Annotated in this window: 11 protein-coding genes and 1 pseudogene; 7 read left to right on the top strand and 5 right to left on the bottom strand. The window is 44.1% G+C overall.

Going from position 1 to position 14702, the window contains the following annotated elements; genetic code table 11:
• The first annotated feature begins 245 nt into the window (after positions 1 to 245).
• Together xthA and ABD036_RS11255 are read left to right on the top strand one after the other, a co-directional pair.
• Positions 246 to 1055 carry an exodeoxyribonuclease III gene (xthA, locus tag ABD036_RS11260; RefSeq protein ID WP_343859940.1) on the top strand — a complete coding sequence of 270 codons (810 nt, stop codon included), beginning with the start codon at positions 246 to 248 and terminating at the stop codon, positions 1053 to 1055.
• The gene (locus ABD036_RS11255; RefSeq protein ID WP_343859939.1) at positions 1056 to 1709 is read left to right on the top strand and encodes an energy-coupling factor ABC transporter permease; all 654 of its coding nucleotides are present in this window, start codon (positions 1056 to 1058) and stop codon (positions 1707 to 1709) included.
• Between the two features lie 110 nt (positions 1710 to 1819).
• On the opposite strand, the gene ABD036_RS11250 is transcribed toward ABD036_RS11255, so the two are convergent.
• A complete protein-coding gene (locus ABD036_RS11250; RefSeq protein ID WP_343859937.1) occupies positions 1820 to 2377 on the bottom strand; it encodes a phosphoribosyltransferase in 558 nt (185 codons plus the stop codon).
• A 254-nt stretch (positions 2378 to 2631) separates the two neighbouring features.
• Positions 2632 to 3831, bottom strand: coding sequence for a lipoprotein-releasing ABC transporter permease subunit (locus tag ABD036_RS11245; protein WP_343859935.1), 1200 nt, complete (start codon positions 3829 to 3831; stop codon positions 2632 to 2634).
• 189 nt (positions 3832 to 4020) lie between these two features.
• On the opposite strand from ABD036_RS11245, the gene ABD036_RS11240 reads away from it, so the two are divergent.
• Genes ABD036_RS11240 through ABD036_RS11225 form a run of 4 tightly spaced genes read left to right on the top strand, consistent with a single transcriptional unit; the run spans position 4021 to position 10068 of the window.
• Positions 4021 to 4623, top strand: coding sequence for a PilZ domain-containing protein (locus ABD036_RS11240; protein ID WP_343859933.1), 603 nt, complete (start codon positions 4021 to 4023; stop codon positions 4621 to 4623).
• Entirely contained in the window at positions 4623 to 8114 is a 3492-nt protein-coding gene (gene mfd, locus ABD036_RS11235; RefSeq protein WP_343859931.1) for a transcription-repair coupling factor, read from the top strand. The genes ABD036_RS11240 and mfd overlap by 1 nt, the downstream gene beginning before the upstream one ends.
• Entirely contained in the window at positions 8111 to 9541 is a 1431-nt protein-coding gene (locus ABD036_RS11230) for a CsiV family protein (protein WP_343859929.1), read from the top strand. Before mfd ends, ABD036_RS11230 begins: the two co-directional genes overlap by 4 nt.
• Positions 9541 to 10068, top strand: coding sequence for a cob(I)yrinic acid a,c-diamide adenosyltransferase (locus ABD036_RS11225; RefSeq protein WP_343859927.1), 528 nt, complete (start codon positions 9541 to 9543; stop codon positions 10066 to 10068). Before ABD036_RS11230 ends, ABD036_RS11225 begins: the two co-directional genes overlap by 1 nt.
• Before the next feature lie 89 nt (positions 10069 to 10157).
• Here the strand turns inward: ABD036_RS11225 and ABD036_RS11220 are convergent, their stop codons facing one another.
• Together ABD036_RS11220 and nagZ are read right to left on the bottom strand one after the other, a co-directional pair.
• Positions 10158 to 11537, bottom strand: a complete 1380-nt coding sequence (locus ABD036_RS11220; protein ID WP_343859925.1) for an SLC13 family permease — start codon at positions 11535 to 11537, stop codon at positions 10158 to 10160.
• Positions 11527 to 12528 carry a beta-N-acetylhexosaminidase gene (gene nagZ, locus ABD036_RS11215; RefSeq protein ID WP_343859923.1) on the bottom strand — a complete coding sequence of 334 codons (1002 nt, stop codon included), beginning with the start codon at positions 12526 to 12528 and terminating at the stop codon, positions 11527 to 11529. The genes ABD036_RS11220 and nagZ overlap by 11 nt, the downstream gene beginning before the upstream one ends.
• Before the next feature lie 203 nt (positions 12529 to 12731).
• Between nagZ and ABD036_RS11210 the strand changes: the two genes are divergently transcribed.
• Positions 12732 to 14165 carry an MFS transporter gene (locus tag ABD036_RS11210; RefSeq protein ID WP_343859921.1) on the top strand — a complete coding sequence of 478 codons (1434 nt, stop codon included), beginning with the start codon at positions 12732 to 12734 and terminating at the stop codon, positions 14163 to 14165.
• Positions 14166 to 14514: 349 nt separating this feature from the next.
• Here the strand turns inward: ABD036_RS11210 and ABD036_RS11205 are convergent.
• Positions 14515 to 14702: pseudogene (locus ABD036_RS11205) on the bottom strand (hypothetical protein); the annotation flags it as partial.

Genomic DNA, 14702 nt, shown 5'->3' with positions numbered 1-14702 from the left:
ACAGTAAGCAACGTAAGATAATATCAGTGCGCAGCCCTGATAATGTTTAATTAGTAAACATGACGATGTTTAACTTTTAGCGATGACCATGTTTAATGCATACACGTGACGAGTATTTCTGTTGCTATCGCCAAATACAGTTGTTGATTAGCGTCTTGAAATTTAACAGACTTAACAAAGTAAACGAGTTTAGTCCGCTGACATTGTTTGGTAAACTGCTGAAAAATGCTTAATCAAGAGACCCCATGAAGTTTATTTCATTTAATATCAATGGTATTCGTGCTCGTTTGCACCAGCTCCAAGCCCTTATCGAAAAACATCAGCCAGATGTTATCGGTTTACAAGAAATTAAAGTGCATAACGATCAGTTTCCTGTAGAAGATGTCACCAAGTTAGGATATCACGTCTATTTTCATGGACAAAAAGGCCATTACGGTGTGGCCATGTTATGCAAGCAAGAGCCAACCCACGTTCAATATGGCTTTCCTACGGATGAAGAGGATGCCCAGCGTCGCATGATCATGGTCGACTACCCATTACCTAACGGTGAGAAAGTACGAGTACTGAACGGCTATTTCCCACAAGGTGAGAACCAATCTCATGAAACTAAATACCCTGCAAAACGCAGATTCTACCGTGATCTGATGTCGTACATGGATGAAAACCACACGCCTGATGAGAACGTGATCGTCATGGGCGATGTCAATATTTCGCATACAGATTTAGATATTGGTATCGGCGAAGACAATAAAAAACGCTGGTTACGCTCTGGTAAATGTAGCTTTCTTCCCGAGGAGCGTGAATGGCTCAACGGCCTGTTTGATTGGGGGTTGTACGACGGCTTTAGAACATTGCACCCCGAAATTGGAGAGCAATATAGCTGGTTTGATTATCGCTCTCGAGGCTTTGATGATAATCGAGGGTTACGAATTGATCTGATATTAGCCACTCAAAAGCTGCACGAGAAACTGACAGATGCGGGGATAGACTATGAATTAAGAGGTATTGAAAAGCCTTCTGATCATGCGCCGATCTGGGCGAGTTATACCCTTTAAATGATGGATATAAGTTTACTTCAAGGCATTGCTTGGCTGCTTTATTTGCTGAGCATTGTTATTGTCATTCGCAAGATTTCATTCCTTGATTTTGCTCATAGCAAAAAGACCCAACATTTGGTGTTGGGTGCCTCTATCAGCGTCTTTGGATTGTGGATATTTCGAGTTGGAGTCACTCCCGGTCTGGATGTGCACTTTCTATGGTTGACTGCCATGACGTTGTTGTTGGGTCTTCGATGGGCATTGCTAAGTGGCTTCATAACTTTGATTGTCGCGACTATTTCAGGCTATGACAGCTGGGCTATGTTTGGCGTACATGGACTTTTAGGGGTCACCACACCGATTGCTGTGAGTTATTTGATTTACAACTTTTCATTCCACAAACTGCCTCGACACTTTTTTGTGTACGTTTTTGTATGTGCTTTTTTCGCCGGTGCGGCCATGATTGCGCTGAAAATGCTATTGCTTGGTGGCTACTATTATATTGACGGTGTGTATCAAGCCGATGTGATCATCGATACCTATTTGATGCTGATACCGCTGCTGATCTTTTCCGAGGGAATGCTAAACGGTATGACGATGACACTGTTGATCATCTACAAACCAACCTGGGTATACACGTTTTACGATAAGTACTATATCCAAGATAAGTAACCTGAACTCCGGATAGGATACCTCTGCTGAATTCAAATTAATTAGTATGATTGCTTTTAGCACTCATCACGCTGATGAACTAGGCTCACCAGCGTGATGCATATCAATGATTACAATAACAAATCATGTACATTCTTTAAGTCAGATTTTCCTTCGATAATTTCATCTGGCGTCAATCCAGAGATTTCATGAGGAAATACCAACCATTCGTCACTTTCGTGCACAAAGTAATCCGGTACTATCTGTGTTTTGTTGTTCGTAGGCTTGTAGTATGGGCACGCAATTCGCACATCACTAGGCATGTTGCGACGAGATAATTTTTTAATCTGGGTTATCAACGCTTCCACGCTGCGCCCTGAGTCGAATACGTCATCTACAATCAATAAACCATCATCTGCATTGGCATTTTCGATTAAATAATGCAGGCCGTGAACCTTTATCTCTTTTGATTGCTTATCGATACCATAATAAGACGATGTGCGCACAGCGATGTGATCTGTTTCGACTTTTTTGTAATCAAAATATTCTTGGACTGCAATACCAATAGGTGCACCACCGCGCCAAATACCAACAATAAAGTGAGGACGAAAACCATCTTCAAACACTTGAGAGGCCAAACGAAATGAATCCTCAAGAAGTTGTTGTGCTGTTATATATGTCTTTTGCATTTATAGGCCTTAAATAACAAGCTGAATTTCCCAGCTCGAGGTTATTATGATAAACGATTTGTGTGTAAGGATTAATTGTACACAGTACTGAGTCGAACCTATTCGTTCGCTAATTTACTTAGTATTAAATTAGCAATAACCGAATTCAACCCAAACGAGCGTAATACTGACACTAGTATAGCGAAACCTGTGTCACATGTATGGCGAAAACCAACCAGCTCGAACTGATTGCACAAAAAACCACCAACCCCCTACTATTCGTATTTTAATGCCGCCGCTGGCTGAACTTTCAATGCGCGATAAGCTGGATAAAGTGTAGCGGCAAAACAGAGTCCAATGGATAACATCACTAACGACATAATTTGTTGCCACTGGATATCCACAGGTAACCCTTGACCGTCGCCTAACGCAATAGGGGCACCTACTAAAGCAAGTAGAAAATTCAATTGTGTCACCAATAAAATACCTAATACCAATCCAATAACTGTCCCTTTGATCCCATTGTACAACCCGTTTATGAGGAAGATACTGAGGATATCGCGACTTTGCATACCTTGAGTGCGCAATATGGCAATGTCACCTTGCTTCTCGGTAACCACCATCACTAAAGCAGAAACAATATTAAACGCGGCGACGGCGATGATCAGCAACAGCATCAAGGACATCATATTTTTTTCCATTTTCACCGCATCAAATAAGGGGCCTTGACGGACTCGCCAATTTACCGATGGTAAGGTGATTGACTGCTCAACTTGTTGATAGTCGAATGCATCATTTAAAAACAATCGGCTTTGGCCTACTTCTTTTAGTGGCTTTCGGAGTAACTTGGCACTGTCATTCACGTGCATGTAAATAACTTTATCATCGAGCTGGGAGCCCAGATCAAATAAACCGACGACGTTGAATAGGCGTTGACTTGGCATTCGGCCAAAAGGGCTAAACGAACTTGCTCCGGCAGAGAGTATTCGCGCTTGGTCACCCGGTCGTAAGTTCAAGCTGTTGGCTAAGGCTCGGCCGATAATAACGTTGTACTGACCGGCTTTAAGATCGGTAAAGCGGCCTAATAACATGTGTTCTGACAGCACTGAGTTTTCACTCATAAACTGCGGATCGATACCATGTATTAATACGCCTTGAATTCCCCTTTTAGACTGGACAACGCCCTCACTTTCAATAAAGGTGGACACCGCGTTGACGCCATGAATGCCAGAGAGAGCTTGCACCACCTGTGGCGTTTGGTCTCGTGTATCAACAACAATATGCGGCGTGATCCCCAGCATGCGGGTTTTAAGCTGATTTTCAAAACCATTCATTACCGAGGCAACCGTAATTAATGCGATCAGCCCCAAAGCAATACCGACCACCGAGAACAAATTAATAAACGCAATAAAGTGGCTACTTTTGCTGGCTCTTGCGTATCTAAGTCCGATATAAGCTGAAACAGGATAAAACATGGTAAATGCGGACCTTCAATGTGATTCTACGAGTCATGGCGTTGGAAATGAATAATCTGGCAATTGGCAGTTCATTGTTTTGTATAAGCTGGCATAATACGTGTTTGAAATTAGCTTCACAAGAAGCAAACGCCTACGCGCTAGATTGCCCGCGGAATGTTAATCAGCGAACGCTGTAATGGGAGAGTTATGGAATCAGCAACTTTGCAACAGAAGATGGCTCAATATCACGAGTTTTTCACTATAAAACACGCGCTGAATGTGAATGTAGTGCCACTGGATAATGACTTTAGCCTGCCCGATGCCGCTAATTTGGTGAGTAACATGCCGTATGCGTTTCAAATTGCTTCACACATGTCCAGTGTCGATGCACAAGCACTGCGACCGCTCAGGAACTTAGGTGAGCATGCTAAAGACTTGGTGGAATACTTGCACCATCAAAACAAAAAGATCGATTTGATGATGTCATTTATATTGCAACAGCAAGATGAAGAAAGACACCGGTATCGTTCAGTTGAATTCGGCGGTGGCGGGCTAGCCGTCGAGACCCAAGAGCCAATGCAAGAAGGACAGTATGTCGAGCTCAAAGTGTTTTTATCAGAAGAAGCGGCGGGCGTGTTTTGCTACGCGGAGGTGATAAAATGCGAACCTGCAGAGGATGGCTTTCATGCTTATCTATTATTTTCTCGTATTCGCGAAGAGGACCAAGAACTCTTGGTTCGTGCCAGTTTGCATTTACAAACGGTGCAGTTACGCGCCCGTTCAAAACAACAACACAACGAAAGTAATTAATGACGACCAGTATTTTTTCGCCTGCATTACCAAGTCAGGCTGGCAAAGTTTCGCATTGGGGAAATCTCCAGGGTAGCAGTATGGCAATGGCCATCGCCCAAGGAGCAATTGCAAATCCAGGATCAACCTTGTTGGTCACTGCCGATACACCCAGTGCCCTCAAGTTAGAAAAAGAATTAGATTTTTTCCTCAGAGGCGCTGGCAAAGACCAGTTAGAAGTAAAAGTATTGCCTGACTGGGAAACACTCCCCTATGATAACTTTTCACCGCACCAAGACATTGTTTCTCAGCGGATGGAAACATTATTCGAACTAACTCAAAACCAGCGTAGTATTTTTATTGTACCGGTAAATACCTTAATGTTGCGCATGCCGCCCACTAATTTTTTGGGTAAACATTTACTGATACTCAACACCGGACAAACACTGGATATAAATGAGTTTCGATTAGGCTTAGAAAAATCCGGTTATCAACATGTGAATCAAGTGATGAGTCATGGTGAATATAGTATTCGCGGCAGTATTATTGATCTCTATCCCATGGGTAGTCGGCAGCCCTATCGGATCGATATGTTTGATGATGAAATCGATACTATCCGATTTTTTGACCCCGATAATCAACGTTCAGAAGCAACCGTAGAAGGTATCAGATTGCTTCCAGCGCGAGAATTCCCAACCGATCAGGACGCTATTAAACTATTCCGTCAACAGTATCTTGAAAAGTTTGATGCCAATAACAGCAAAGAATCGATTTATTATCAGGTCGGTAAAGGCTTGATGCCCGGTGGCATCGAATATTACTTGCCGTTGTTCTTCGATCACACGTCAACATTATTTGATTATCTGCATACAGATACCTTGATCATGACGCACGGCGATTTATCCTCTGCCTGTGAGTTTTATTGGACAGATCTGAATGAACGCTATGAGCAGTATCGCTATAATCCGGCTCGTCCTTTGCTTTTGCCACAAGAAATATTTCAGCGCCACGAAGAATTATTTGCCGGTTTCAAACAATGGCCACGACTACATCTATCTGCCGCTGAGGTCGAAAACAAGGCGGGCAAAGTCAATTTCAAAACCGAGGCGATTAATGACATTGCCATCAAACACCAGCACAAAGTTCCTTGGGCCAGCATTAAAAACGCGTTAGAGGATTGGCGCAAGTCGGGCACTAAAACACTGTTCGTTGCCGAGTCACAAGGGCGACGTGAAAGTTTAATGGAGCTGCTTGCCAAAGCGCAAATCAAAACCAAAACGGTCGCTAGTATCCACGAGTTTTTAGCCGGCAAAAACGATGTTGGTATCACCATAGGATTGGCCGAAAACAGTTTTGAGTTGATTGATGAATCCATCAGTCTGGCGGTGATTACTGAGACACAGCTACTCGGACATAAAGTCAGCCAACGTCGACTGCGCGAAAAACGGCAAGCCACTGATGAGCATGCGGTAATACGCAATTTGGCCGAACTGACCGAAGGCCAGCCCGTTGTGCACTTGGACCACGGTGTTGGACGCTTTGTTGGGTTACAAACCTTAGATGTGGGCGGCGTCACTACCGAATACTTAACCATTTGTTATGCCAAAGATGCCAAACTCTACGTGCCTGTCGCGTCTTTGCACTTAATATCGCGCTACAGTGGTGGCGATTTAGATAGCGCACCACTACATCATTTAGGCTCAGACAGTTGGACTAAAGCAAAGAAAAAAGCCGCGGAAAAAGTACGTGACGTGGCGGCACAATTATTGGATGTCTATGCCCGCCGTGCAGCAAAACCGGGCTTTGCCTATCCGATTAATTGGCAAGAGTATCAAGGTTTTTCTGATAGCTTTCCATTTGAAGAAACGGCCGATCAGTTACAAGCAATCAATGCCGTCATTCAAGATATGGGTAGCCCAAATGCAATGGACCGATTGGTCTGTGGTGATGTAGGTTTTGGAAAAACTGAAGTGGCGATGCGTGCAGCTTTTATTGCAGCCAATCAAGGTAAACAGGTGGCGATATTGGTCCCCACTACCCTATTGGCCCAGCAACACTATGAGAATTTCAAAGACCGCTTTGCCGACTGGCCATTTCGGATTGAAGTCATGTCTCGATTTGTCACCGGCAAAGATCAAAAACAGGTCATGGCGGGGATAACGGACGGTAAAGTCGACATAGTGGTTGGTACTCATAAACTATTACAAGATGACATTAAATTTGCTGACTTGGGCTTAGTGATCATTGATGAAGAGCACCGCTTTGGCGTAAGACAAAAAGAAAAATTCAAAGCCTTGCGTTCGGATGTGGATATCTTAACGTTGACCGCAACCCCTATTCCCCGCACGCTGAATATGGCGTTAAGCGGCATGCGCGATCTGTCCATAATAGCCACTCCGCCAGCCAAACGTTTGGCGATCAAAACATTCGTACATCAACGTAGCAAAGATTTATTACGTGAAGCCATCATGCGTGAAATCTTGCGTGGCGGCCAAGTTTATTTCTTGCATAACGAAGTTGATAGTATCGAAAAAACCGCAGCGGAGATCGCCGAAATTGTTCCTGAAGCGCGCATTGCCGTAGGCCATGGACAAATGCGTGAGCGAGAGTTAGAGCAGGTGATGAGTGATTTTTATCATCAGCGCTTTAATGTATTGGTTTGTACCACTATCATAGAGACGGGTATCGACGTTCCTTCGGCCAATACCATTATCATGGACAGAGCGGACCATTTAGGCTTGGCACAATTGCACCAACTGCGTGGTCGAGTGGGACGTTCTCATCACCAAGCCTATGCGTACTTGCTGACACCACATCCAAAACGCATGACGCGGGATGCAAGAAAACGTCTTGATGCCATTTCAGCCTTAGAAGATCTCGGAGCCGGATTTGCATTAGCGACCCACGATCTGGAGATTAGAGGTGCCGGTGAATTGCTTGGTGATGATCAATCCGGTCAGATAGCCAGTGTAGGATTTACCTTATACATGGATATGTTAGAGCAAGCAGTTGAAGCACTTAAAGAAGGACGCGAGCCTTCTTTAGATGATGCCTTGTCAGCGCAGACGGATATTGAATTAAGAATACCAGCATTGCTTCCAGAAGATTATATTGCGGATGTAAATACCCGATTATCTTTGTACAAAAAGTTAGCCGGGTGCAAGAATCCTAATGACATAAGGGAATTTCAGATAGAGTTGATTGACCGATTTGGATTATTACCCCAAGCGGCCAAAAATTTGGTTAAGATAGCGGAGATGAAATTACAGGCAAAAGCCATTGGCATTACCAAGATTGATGCAACTTTGAAAGGCGCTGTCATTGAGTTTTCACAAAGTACCAAGGTAGAGCCCGGTTATATTATTCATCTTATTCAAACGAAACCGACTCAATTCAAACTAGAGGGTCCACAGAAATTGAAAATAGTGATCAACAATGACTCAGCGGAGCAGAGAATACAGGCTATTGACAATGTTTTGGAAGAATTTTTACGCAGGGTAAAAGCAGCATGATGTTTCTCCATAAGCTAGGCCTATCGTATTTAGCCGTTCATCTTGCAAAAGTTATGTGGCGCTCATTACTTTTAACTATTGCGTTATCCAGTGCCGCTGTTAGCGCGCAAGAGCGAGAATGGTGGTTTGATATTGAAGTCATTCTGTTTAAACGAAACATTTCTCCTGAGAATGTTGCGGAACAATTTCCTGCGCAGCTTAACCATGCTCAAGATCGGGCACTCGTTGATATACTTAGTCGGCATTTGTATCCTGACTTGACCCCTTGGTTTAGCGCACTCCCTCAATGTTTTAGTCCTTTAGCCAAAAAACCTGAGCTGACATTTCAATTCGCCCCTTTACCTGAACTTGAATTTGCCCCCTTAAACCTTGAGCTGCAACTCGACGCGGCAGATTCCGAAATGGATTCATCAATCCCAGACAGTGACAGTAACACCGCTGCTGTTGAACTAGGATTAACTGATGTTGAAAACGCTCTCAGCAGCGAGCGTCAGCTAGAAGATGGCAGTTACTTCTCGGCGACACATCTGGAACTTGCGCTACCTGGGTTAACGACCGGTCCGATTACTCTCCCACCACAGTTATTATGCAAATACTCAGATGACGAACTATATCGTCCGTTTCTATCTAAAGTTCCGACAACGGTGGCAAGTCGCGATTTTCCGTTGTCACGGGATCCACAATTATTGAATTTAAATAATTTAGAAATGCAGGCACTTTTTAGGGATATTCGTCGCCAACGAGACCTTACCGCAATGCTTCACATGGGCTGGCGACAACAAGTCTTTTTTGGACAACAAAACAGTACTCCTTTGCGGGTATTTGCCGGACAAAATTTTGCCAAGCAGTTTGCAAAAGACGGTCGACGCATTGCAATGCCAAATAGCGCCGATATCAGCAATGACCAATCAGCCGCGCAATTTGCAGAACAACAAGAATTGCCCCTCGTCGACACAGGTATAGAGAACGATAATGTTCCGCTAGAAATTGACTTAATTGATAAGATCCGCATGGCAATTTATAACCAAGTTCCTATTAAAGAGCTAACGCAAGACAGTACTCAGTTGCTACCGGAAGTAGAACAAAACCCCCTGCCGTACAATGGTGTATTTGATGAATTGTGGGAGCTAGAAGGAAGTATTAATGTCTTTTTGCGATACATACAACGTACGCCTTATTTACACATCGACAGTCAGTTTGATTTTAGATCGCCGGTATTTGATGCAACTGAGACAAAATCAACTTCAATTGAACCAAGTGTGCGTGAAGCATCTCATCTGCAAAGTTTCCCGTTTGATCAGTTGCGACGCGTGATCAGTCAGCAAATACATTATTTTGATCACCCCATGTTTGGCATGATTATTCAGATCCGTCGATATGATTTTCCAGAGTCCGAACAAAACACCGACGCACCAGGTACTGAATAATGAAAATTTATACTAAGTCTGGCGATAAAGGCCACACGCAAATATTTGCCAAAGAAATGGTGCGTATGCAAAAAGATGCCGATGTTTTGGAGTGCTACGGCACCCTCGATGAACTCAACGCACAAATTGGTATGCTGCTGACTCAGCAATCAGATCCCATTATTCAGCAACATGAAGCACTATTGCTGTCGGTCCAAAAAAATCTGTTTCAAATAGGCTTCGCAATTTCAGCTCAAACACAATTGCAGCCTGCGGATTTGGAAGATCTTGAGCGGTGTATTGATAAACTGCAGGATTCGTTGCCTGCGCAAACGCATTTCATTTTACCAGGTGGCCATCCAGTAGCCGCACTGTTACATATTTGCAGAACAATAGCACGGCGTGCTGAACGTCGGATGGTGGCACTTATTAAGGACTATCCCGTTCCTGATTTGTGCCTAAGCTATTTAAATCGTTTGTCTGATTTTCTGTTTGTGCTTGCTCGGTCAGTTAATCATCATCATCAGGTGCAAGAAAGCCAAGTTTAACTAACCTGAACTCTGAATTAGCTGTGTCGAGCAATTAAATATTACACAAGTAGTTCAAAGTGTTATTTATCCAGAGTTCAGGCTAACTGTTAACGGGTTACAGTGACGACACCAGTAACCACTAACGCGACGATAATATTCAACGCAAAGCCTTCTCGTGCCATGGTTTTAATACTGAATTTATCAGTACCATAAACAATCGCATTAGGTGCAGTAGCAACCGGCAACATAAATGCGCAACTCGCACTTATCGCGGCCGGCATCATTAGCAATGCAGGATCAATTCCCGCAGCCATACCGGCGGTGGCAAGTATCGGCATGAGCAAAGTAGCAGTGGCCGTGTTGGACGTAATTTCAGTTAAGAATGTGACAAATAAACAAATGCCTAATACGAGGATAGGTATCGGTAATTCGGTGAGCCCCGTTAGCCAACCTCCCATCACATCGCTTAAACCCGAAGCGCTAAAGGCTTTGGCGATACAAATACCACCGGCGAATAACAACAGCATGCCCCAAGGAATGGCGTTGGCGGTTTTCCAATCCAGTAGCGTCTCTCTATTGCCCTGCTCGTCACGTACGCCGCTAGGGACACTAAACATCAACACAACCCCCAGTAATGCAATAGTACTATCACCTACATAGGGCATCGCAAACCAATCGGTCCAGTAAGGTCGTAATATCCAAGCCAGTGCCACTATTGCAAACACAATCAACACACGTTTTTCAGCCGCTTGCCAAAGTCCCACTTTAGGTAACTCAACATGGGCCATTTCAGACAGCCCGCGGGTTAGCCACAACGCCATTAAAGGTATGGCAATGATAACGATAGGGATCCCCGTTTTCATCCACTCCAAAAAGTTAATGCCCACTCCTTGAGTTTCAGTGTAAACGCTCATGAAAATGATGTTAGGAGGGGTACCAATGGGCGTCCCTACGCCGCCGACACTCGCCGCATAAGCGATGCCCAATAACAGCGCAACTACGATTTTAGGTTCTTTAATGAGCGGGATAATTGCTAGTACTATGGGTAACAACATTAAGGTCGTTGCCGTATTGGAAATCCACATGCTTAATACTGCCGCAGTAAGCATAAAACCCAAAACTAATCGCTTGGCACTGTGACTGCCGGTTATTCGCAGCATGTAAAGCGCTAAACGGCGATGCACATTCGACTTTTCAAGTGATTTGGACAGCATAAACGCGCCCATTAATAGCAAAATAACATGACTACCCAAAGCTGAAGCGGCTTGTTCGTGGGTTAATACCCCTGCCATTGGAAAAGCGAAAAATGGGATCAAGGAAGTTACTGGAATTGGCAAGGCTTCTGAAATCCACAAAACCGCAACAAACAAGGTAATTGCGGCAGTAACGGATATCCCATGAGGTTGATTGGCGATCATCATTAATCCCCAGTACAAACCTAGTGCAAGCGCCAAGGATAGAAATAGTATGGAATAATTAGCTTTCATAGAACTGTTCCAAGCGCTGAATTGCATTCTTGTACTGCACGCTTTGTTGAAGTTGATCAAAACCTAAATCGACCGTTTTACGCATCGATCTTACCCTTCCAGTGGGCACATAGTCTCGAGATAAGCCATCTAAAACCGCAATGGCGGCATCTGGATGATTACATACTAGTGCCATATCACAACCCGCTTGCAATGCGGTTTCGGCGCGTTCGACAAAAGAGCCTAAATGGGCAGCCCCTTGCATAGATAGATCATCAGTAAATACCACACCATTAAACGCCAATTGTTGGCGTAGGATCTGTTCAACCCAAATCTTAGAGAATCCGGCCGGCATACTATCTACTTCAGGATAGATTACGTGGGCAGGCATCACGGCATCTAGCAGACCTTTGTGATGCAGTTCAGAAAAAACGCGCATGTCTTGCTCGAATATCACTTGTTTATTGCGCTTATCTATTGGCATAGCAATGTGAGAATCTTCTTTAACATTGCCATGCCCGGGAAAATGCTTACCGGTTGACTTCATTCCAGCACTGCGCATTCCTAAAATAAATGCGCTGGCAAGTTCAATCAGCAGATCAGGCTGTTGATGGAAACTACGATCACCGATGACATCTGATATGCCCCAAATATCCAGAACAGGGGCAAAACTAATGTCAATATCAAAGGCCAGTAACTCAGAGGCCATTAACCAACCAAATGTGTTGGCATCGGTACGCATTTCATCTGTGATGCTATCTTGATTAGCGGCAATTGAGCCCATCGCAGGTATCGCGCTGAAACTGTCTCGAAAACGTTGTACTCGCCCGCCCTCGTGATCTACTGCGACCAGCAATTCATTACGGCTGTGATGTCTTATCTGGCGAACCAACTCAGCCAACTGCTGCTGATCATGATAATTCCGAGAAAACAAAATAACGCCGCCAACCAACGGATGATCTAATACGTCTTTTTCAACTGCTGTGAGTTCAAAGGATGACACGTCCAACATGATAGGACCCAAAACAAACCCCCTCTTTTACAATAATGTTACGACTATAAAAGATGCCATTTAAGAACGGAAGTAAAAGCCACCTTTTACACCAAGAGTTTGAATAAAAACCAATTTTACATACGTATGCATGATGTTCTGCTAACAGACTAGGTTATTATATTGTTAATTAATTATGTGGCTTTTTAACTTTGAGGCATCCCATGCTAGCTTTTCAAAAAAATCTTACTAACCGCTTTTTTGCACTGTTGAGTTTACCTGCCAGTGCCATGGGATTCGCCCTTTCGGTGCAAATTGCGGCGTTGAGCTGGCTACTGACAACACAATACGGGCTAGATCTTCATGATGTGGGACTAGTGTGGGCGGCGGGCCCAATTGCAGGAATTCTTGGCCAAGTCATAATTGGAGCGATCAGTGATAATATCTGGTTTTGGGGAGGTCGACGTCGCCCATTCATTCTTATTGGCGGTGTGCTCGCAGCCCTAAGTTTATTAGCTCTGCCTAATATCGGTATCATATCATCGGCGATGGGCGTTGATGGTATTTTAGGTGTGGCGGTACTGGTGGCCTTGACTTTGGATCTGTCCATCAATGTCAGTTTCAACCCCACCCGCTCGATTATTGCGGATGTTACGCCTAAAGGTCACGAACGCACTAAGGGATATACCTGGATGCAAACGGTATCAGGATCTTTTGGTGTTTTGGCTTACGTAATTGGAACCTTCTGGAACAACTTTGCCTTGATTTACATCGGCGTCGGATTGGTCTTCATCATGTCAGTCGTACCGCCTTTCTTCGTAAAAGAGCCGCAAGCATTGGGCTTCGCAGACCCAAGCACACCCAATAATAAATTAGGCTTTTGGAAAGGCATGCTAGTTATCCAACCGCTGTGGGGATTTCTAATCTACTCCATCTACGCCATGTCATTACAAATCCTCAACATCAAGGACACCCACTACTACGCAGAAGCAATTTGCTTGGCCATAACCTTGGCTTTTATTGCTAAGACTTTATTAGCAAAGGAACAACGAAATCCCGACGGCACCAGCGAAACTGGATTTAAGAAAGTGTTGGCTGCTCACTCATTTACGTGGTTAGGCGTGCAATCCATGTTTATTTACATAATTGGATTTATCAATCAAAACCACCCGTCACTTAATGACACCGAGTCAGGGCAAGTTATTTCGGGTAGTTTTTTGGTGCTTAACTTAGTCGCGGCAATACTACCCGCGCTACTTTTAGAACCTTTAGCTAAAAGGCTAGGCAGGGTCAAACTTCACACTTACTGCATAATTACAATGGCAATTGCTTATCTTGTCCTATCGCAGCTTGGTACTAGTACAATTTCCATCTACATTATGATGGGATTTTTGGGTATTGGTTGGGCGGCCACTATCAGTCTGCCCTTTGCTATAATGTCAGTTAAGGTAAATGCCGCAAAAATGGGACTCTATATGGGTTTATTCAACTTGTCGGTTGTTTTACCTCAATTGGTATCGAGCCTAGGTGTGGGTAAATTTATCGAACAAGTTGCAGACAAAAATATGCTCTTCGTAGTATGTGGAGTCTGTCTTGCAATATCGGCCGTGTGTTGGTTCTCTGTTAAAGAGGACATCCACCAACAAATAGACGCTTAAAGCTCTATGGAAAAATTTTTGGTGGCAGGCAGTCTAACTCGTCCCTGTTTAGGACCGTAAATTCTTTGATCAAGACAGTCACCAACAACATGGACAGCCACCGCTGTATGAGATGAAAAGGCAACCCGTAGGCGCAATAACATGGACAGGCATCATTGTAAGATGATGAAAAGTCAACCCGTTGATGAGTGAACTACCAATTGGATAGTTGTTTTTCGATGTGATTTTGAAGGCGGTTGTGTTTTAGTCTGCAACGCGAGCGTTTTATGTTGAAGTTGAGTTCGGGGCTATTTGCAAGCGAGGTAATTGCTTCACAGGACCACGTTTTTATCTGTGAGTCAAAGGCATATCAAAGGCGAACATGGCTGGGCGTGATACGCTTGCGCTGAGTATGTGTTTTGTATGACTGGAGTGATGTTAGAGTGCCAGCCGCGACACAGAACACATGTTCGAAATCCTGAATTAGCTCAGTCCAGTGAGACTGATTGAACCCCAAATCAACCAGGATGGGATTCGATAATATGTCCGCATCATCAC

Origin of the sequence: Aliiglaciecola litoralis, from assembly GCF_039523355.1 — a bacterium.
In the GTDB taxonomy this organism is placed as follows: Bacteria; Pseudomonadota; Gammaproteobacteria; order Enterobacterales; family Alteromonadaceae; genus Aliiglaciecola; species Aliiglaciecola litoralis.
The sequence above is the reverse complement of the archived record's forward strand: the minus strand, read 5'-3'. Positions and strand labels throughout refer to the sequence as shown.

Excerpts from the sequence above, each read along its gene's own strand:
- xthA (WP_343859940.1), top strand. The coding sequence starts at position 246 with ATGAAGTTTATTTCATTTAATATCAATGGTATTCGTGCTCGTTTGCAC.
- ABD036_RS11255 (WP_343859939.1), top strand. The coding sequence starts at position 1,056 with ATGATGGATATAAGTTTACTTCAAGGCATTGCTTGGCTGCTTTATTTG.
- ABD036_RS11250 (WP_343859937.1), bottom strand. The coding sequence starts at position 2,377 with ATGCAAAAGACATATATAACAGCACAACAACTTCTTGAGGATTCATTT.
- ABD036_RS11245 (WP_343859935.1), bottom strand. The coding sequence starts at position 3,831 with ATGTTTTATCCTGTTTCAGCTTATATCGGACTTAGATACGCAAGAGCC.
- ABD036_RS11240 (WP_343859933.1), top strand. The coding sequence starts at position 4,021 with ATGGAATCAGCAACTTTGCAACAGAAGATGGCTCAATATCACGAGTTT.
- mfd (WP_343859931.1), top strand. The coding sequence starts at position 4,623 with ATGACGACCAGTATTTTTTCGCCTGCATTACCAAGTCAGGCTGGCAAA.
- ABD036_RS11230 (WP_343859929.1), top strand. The coding sequence starts at position 8,111 with ATGATGTTTCTCCATAAGCTAGGCCTATCGTATTTAGCCGTTCATCTT.
- ABD036_RS11225 (WP_343859927.1), top strand. The coding sequence starts at position 9,541 with ATGAAAATTTATACTAAGTCTGGCGATAAAGGCCACACGCAAATATTT.
- ABD036_RS11220 (WP_343859925.1), bottom strand. The coding sequence starts at position 11,537 with ATGAAAGCTAATTATTCCATACTATTTCTATCCTTGGCGCTTGCACTA.
- nagZ (WP_343859923.1), bottom strand. The coding sequence starts at position 12,528 with ATGTTGGACGTGTCATCCTTTGAACTCACAGCAGTTGAAAAAGACGTA.
- ABD036_RS11210 (WP_343859921.1), top strand. The coding sequence starts at position 12,732 with ATGCTAGCTTTTCAAAAAAATCTTACTAACCGCTTTTTTGCACTGTTG.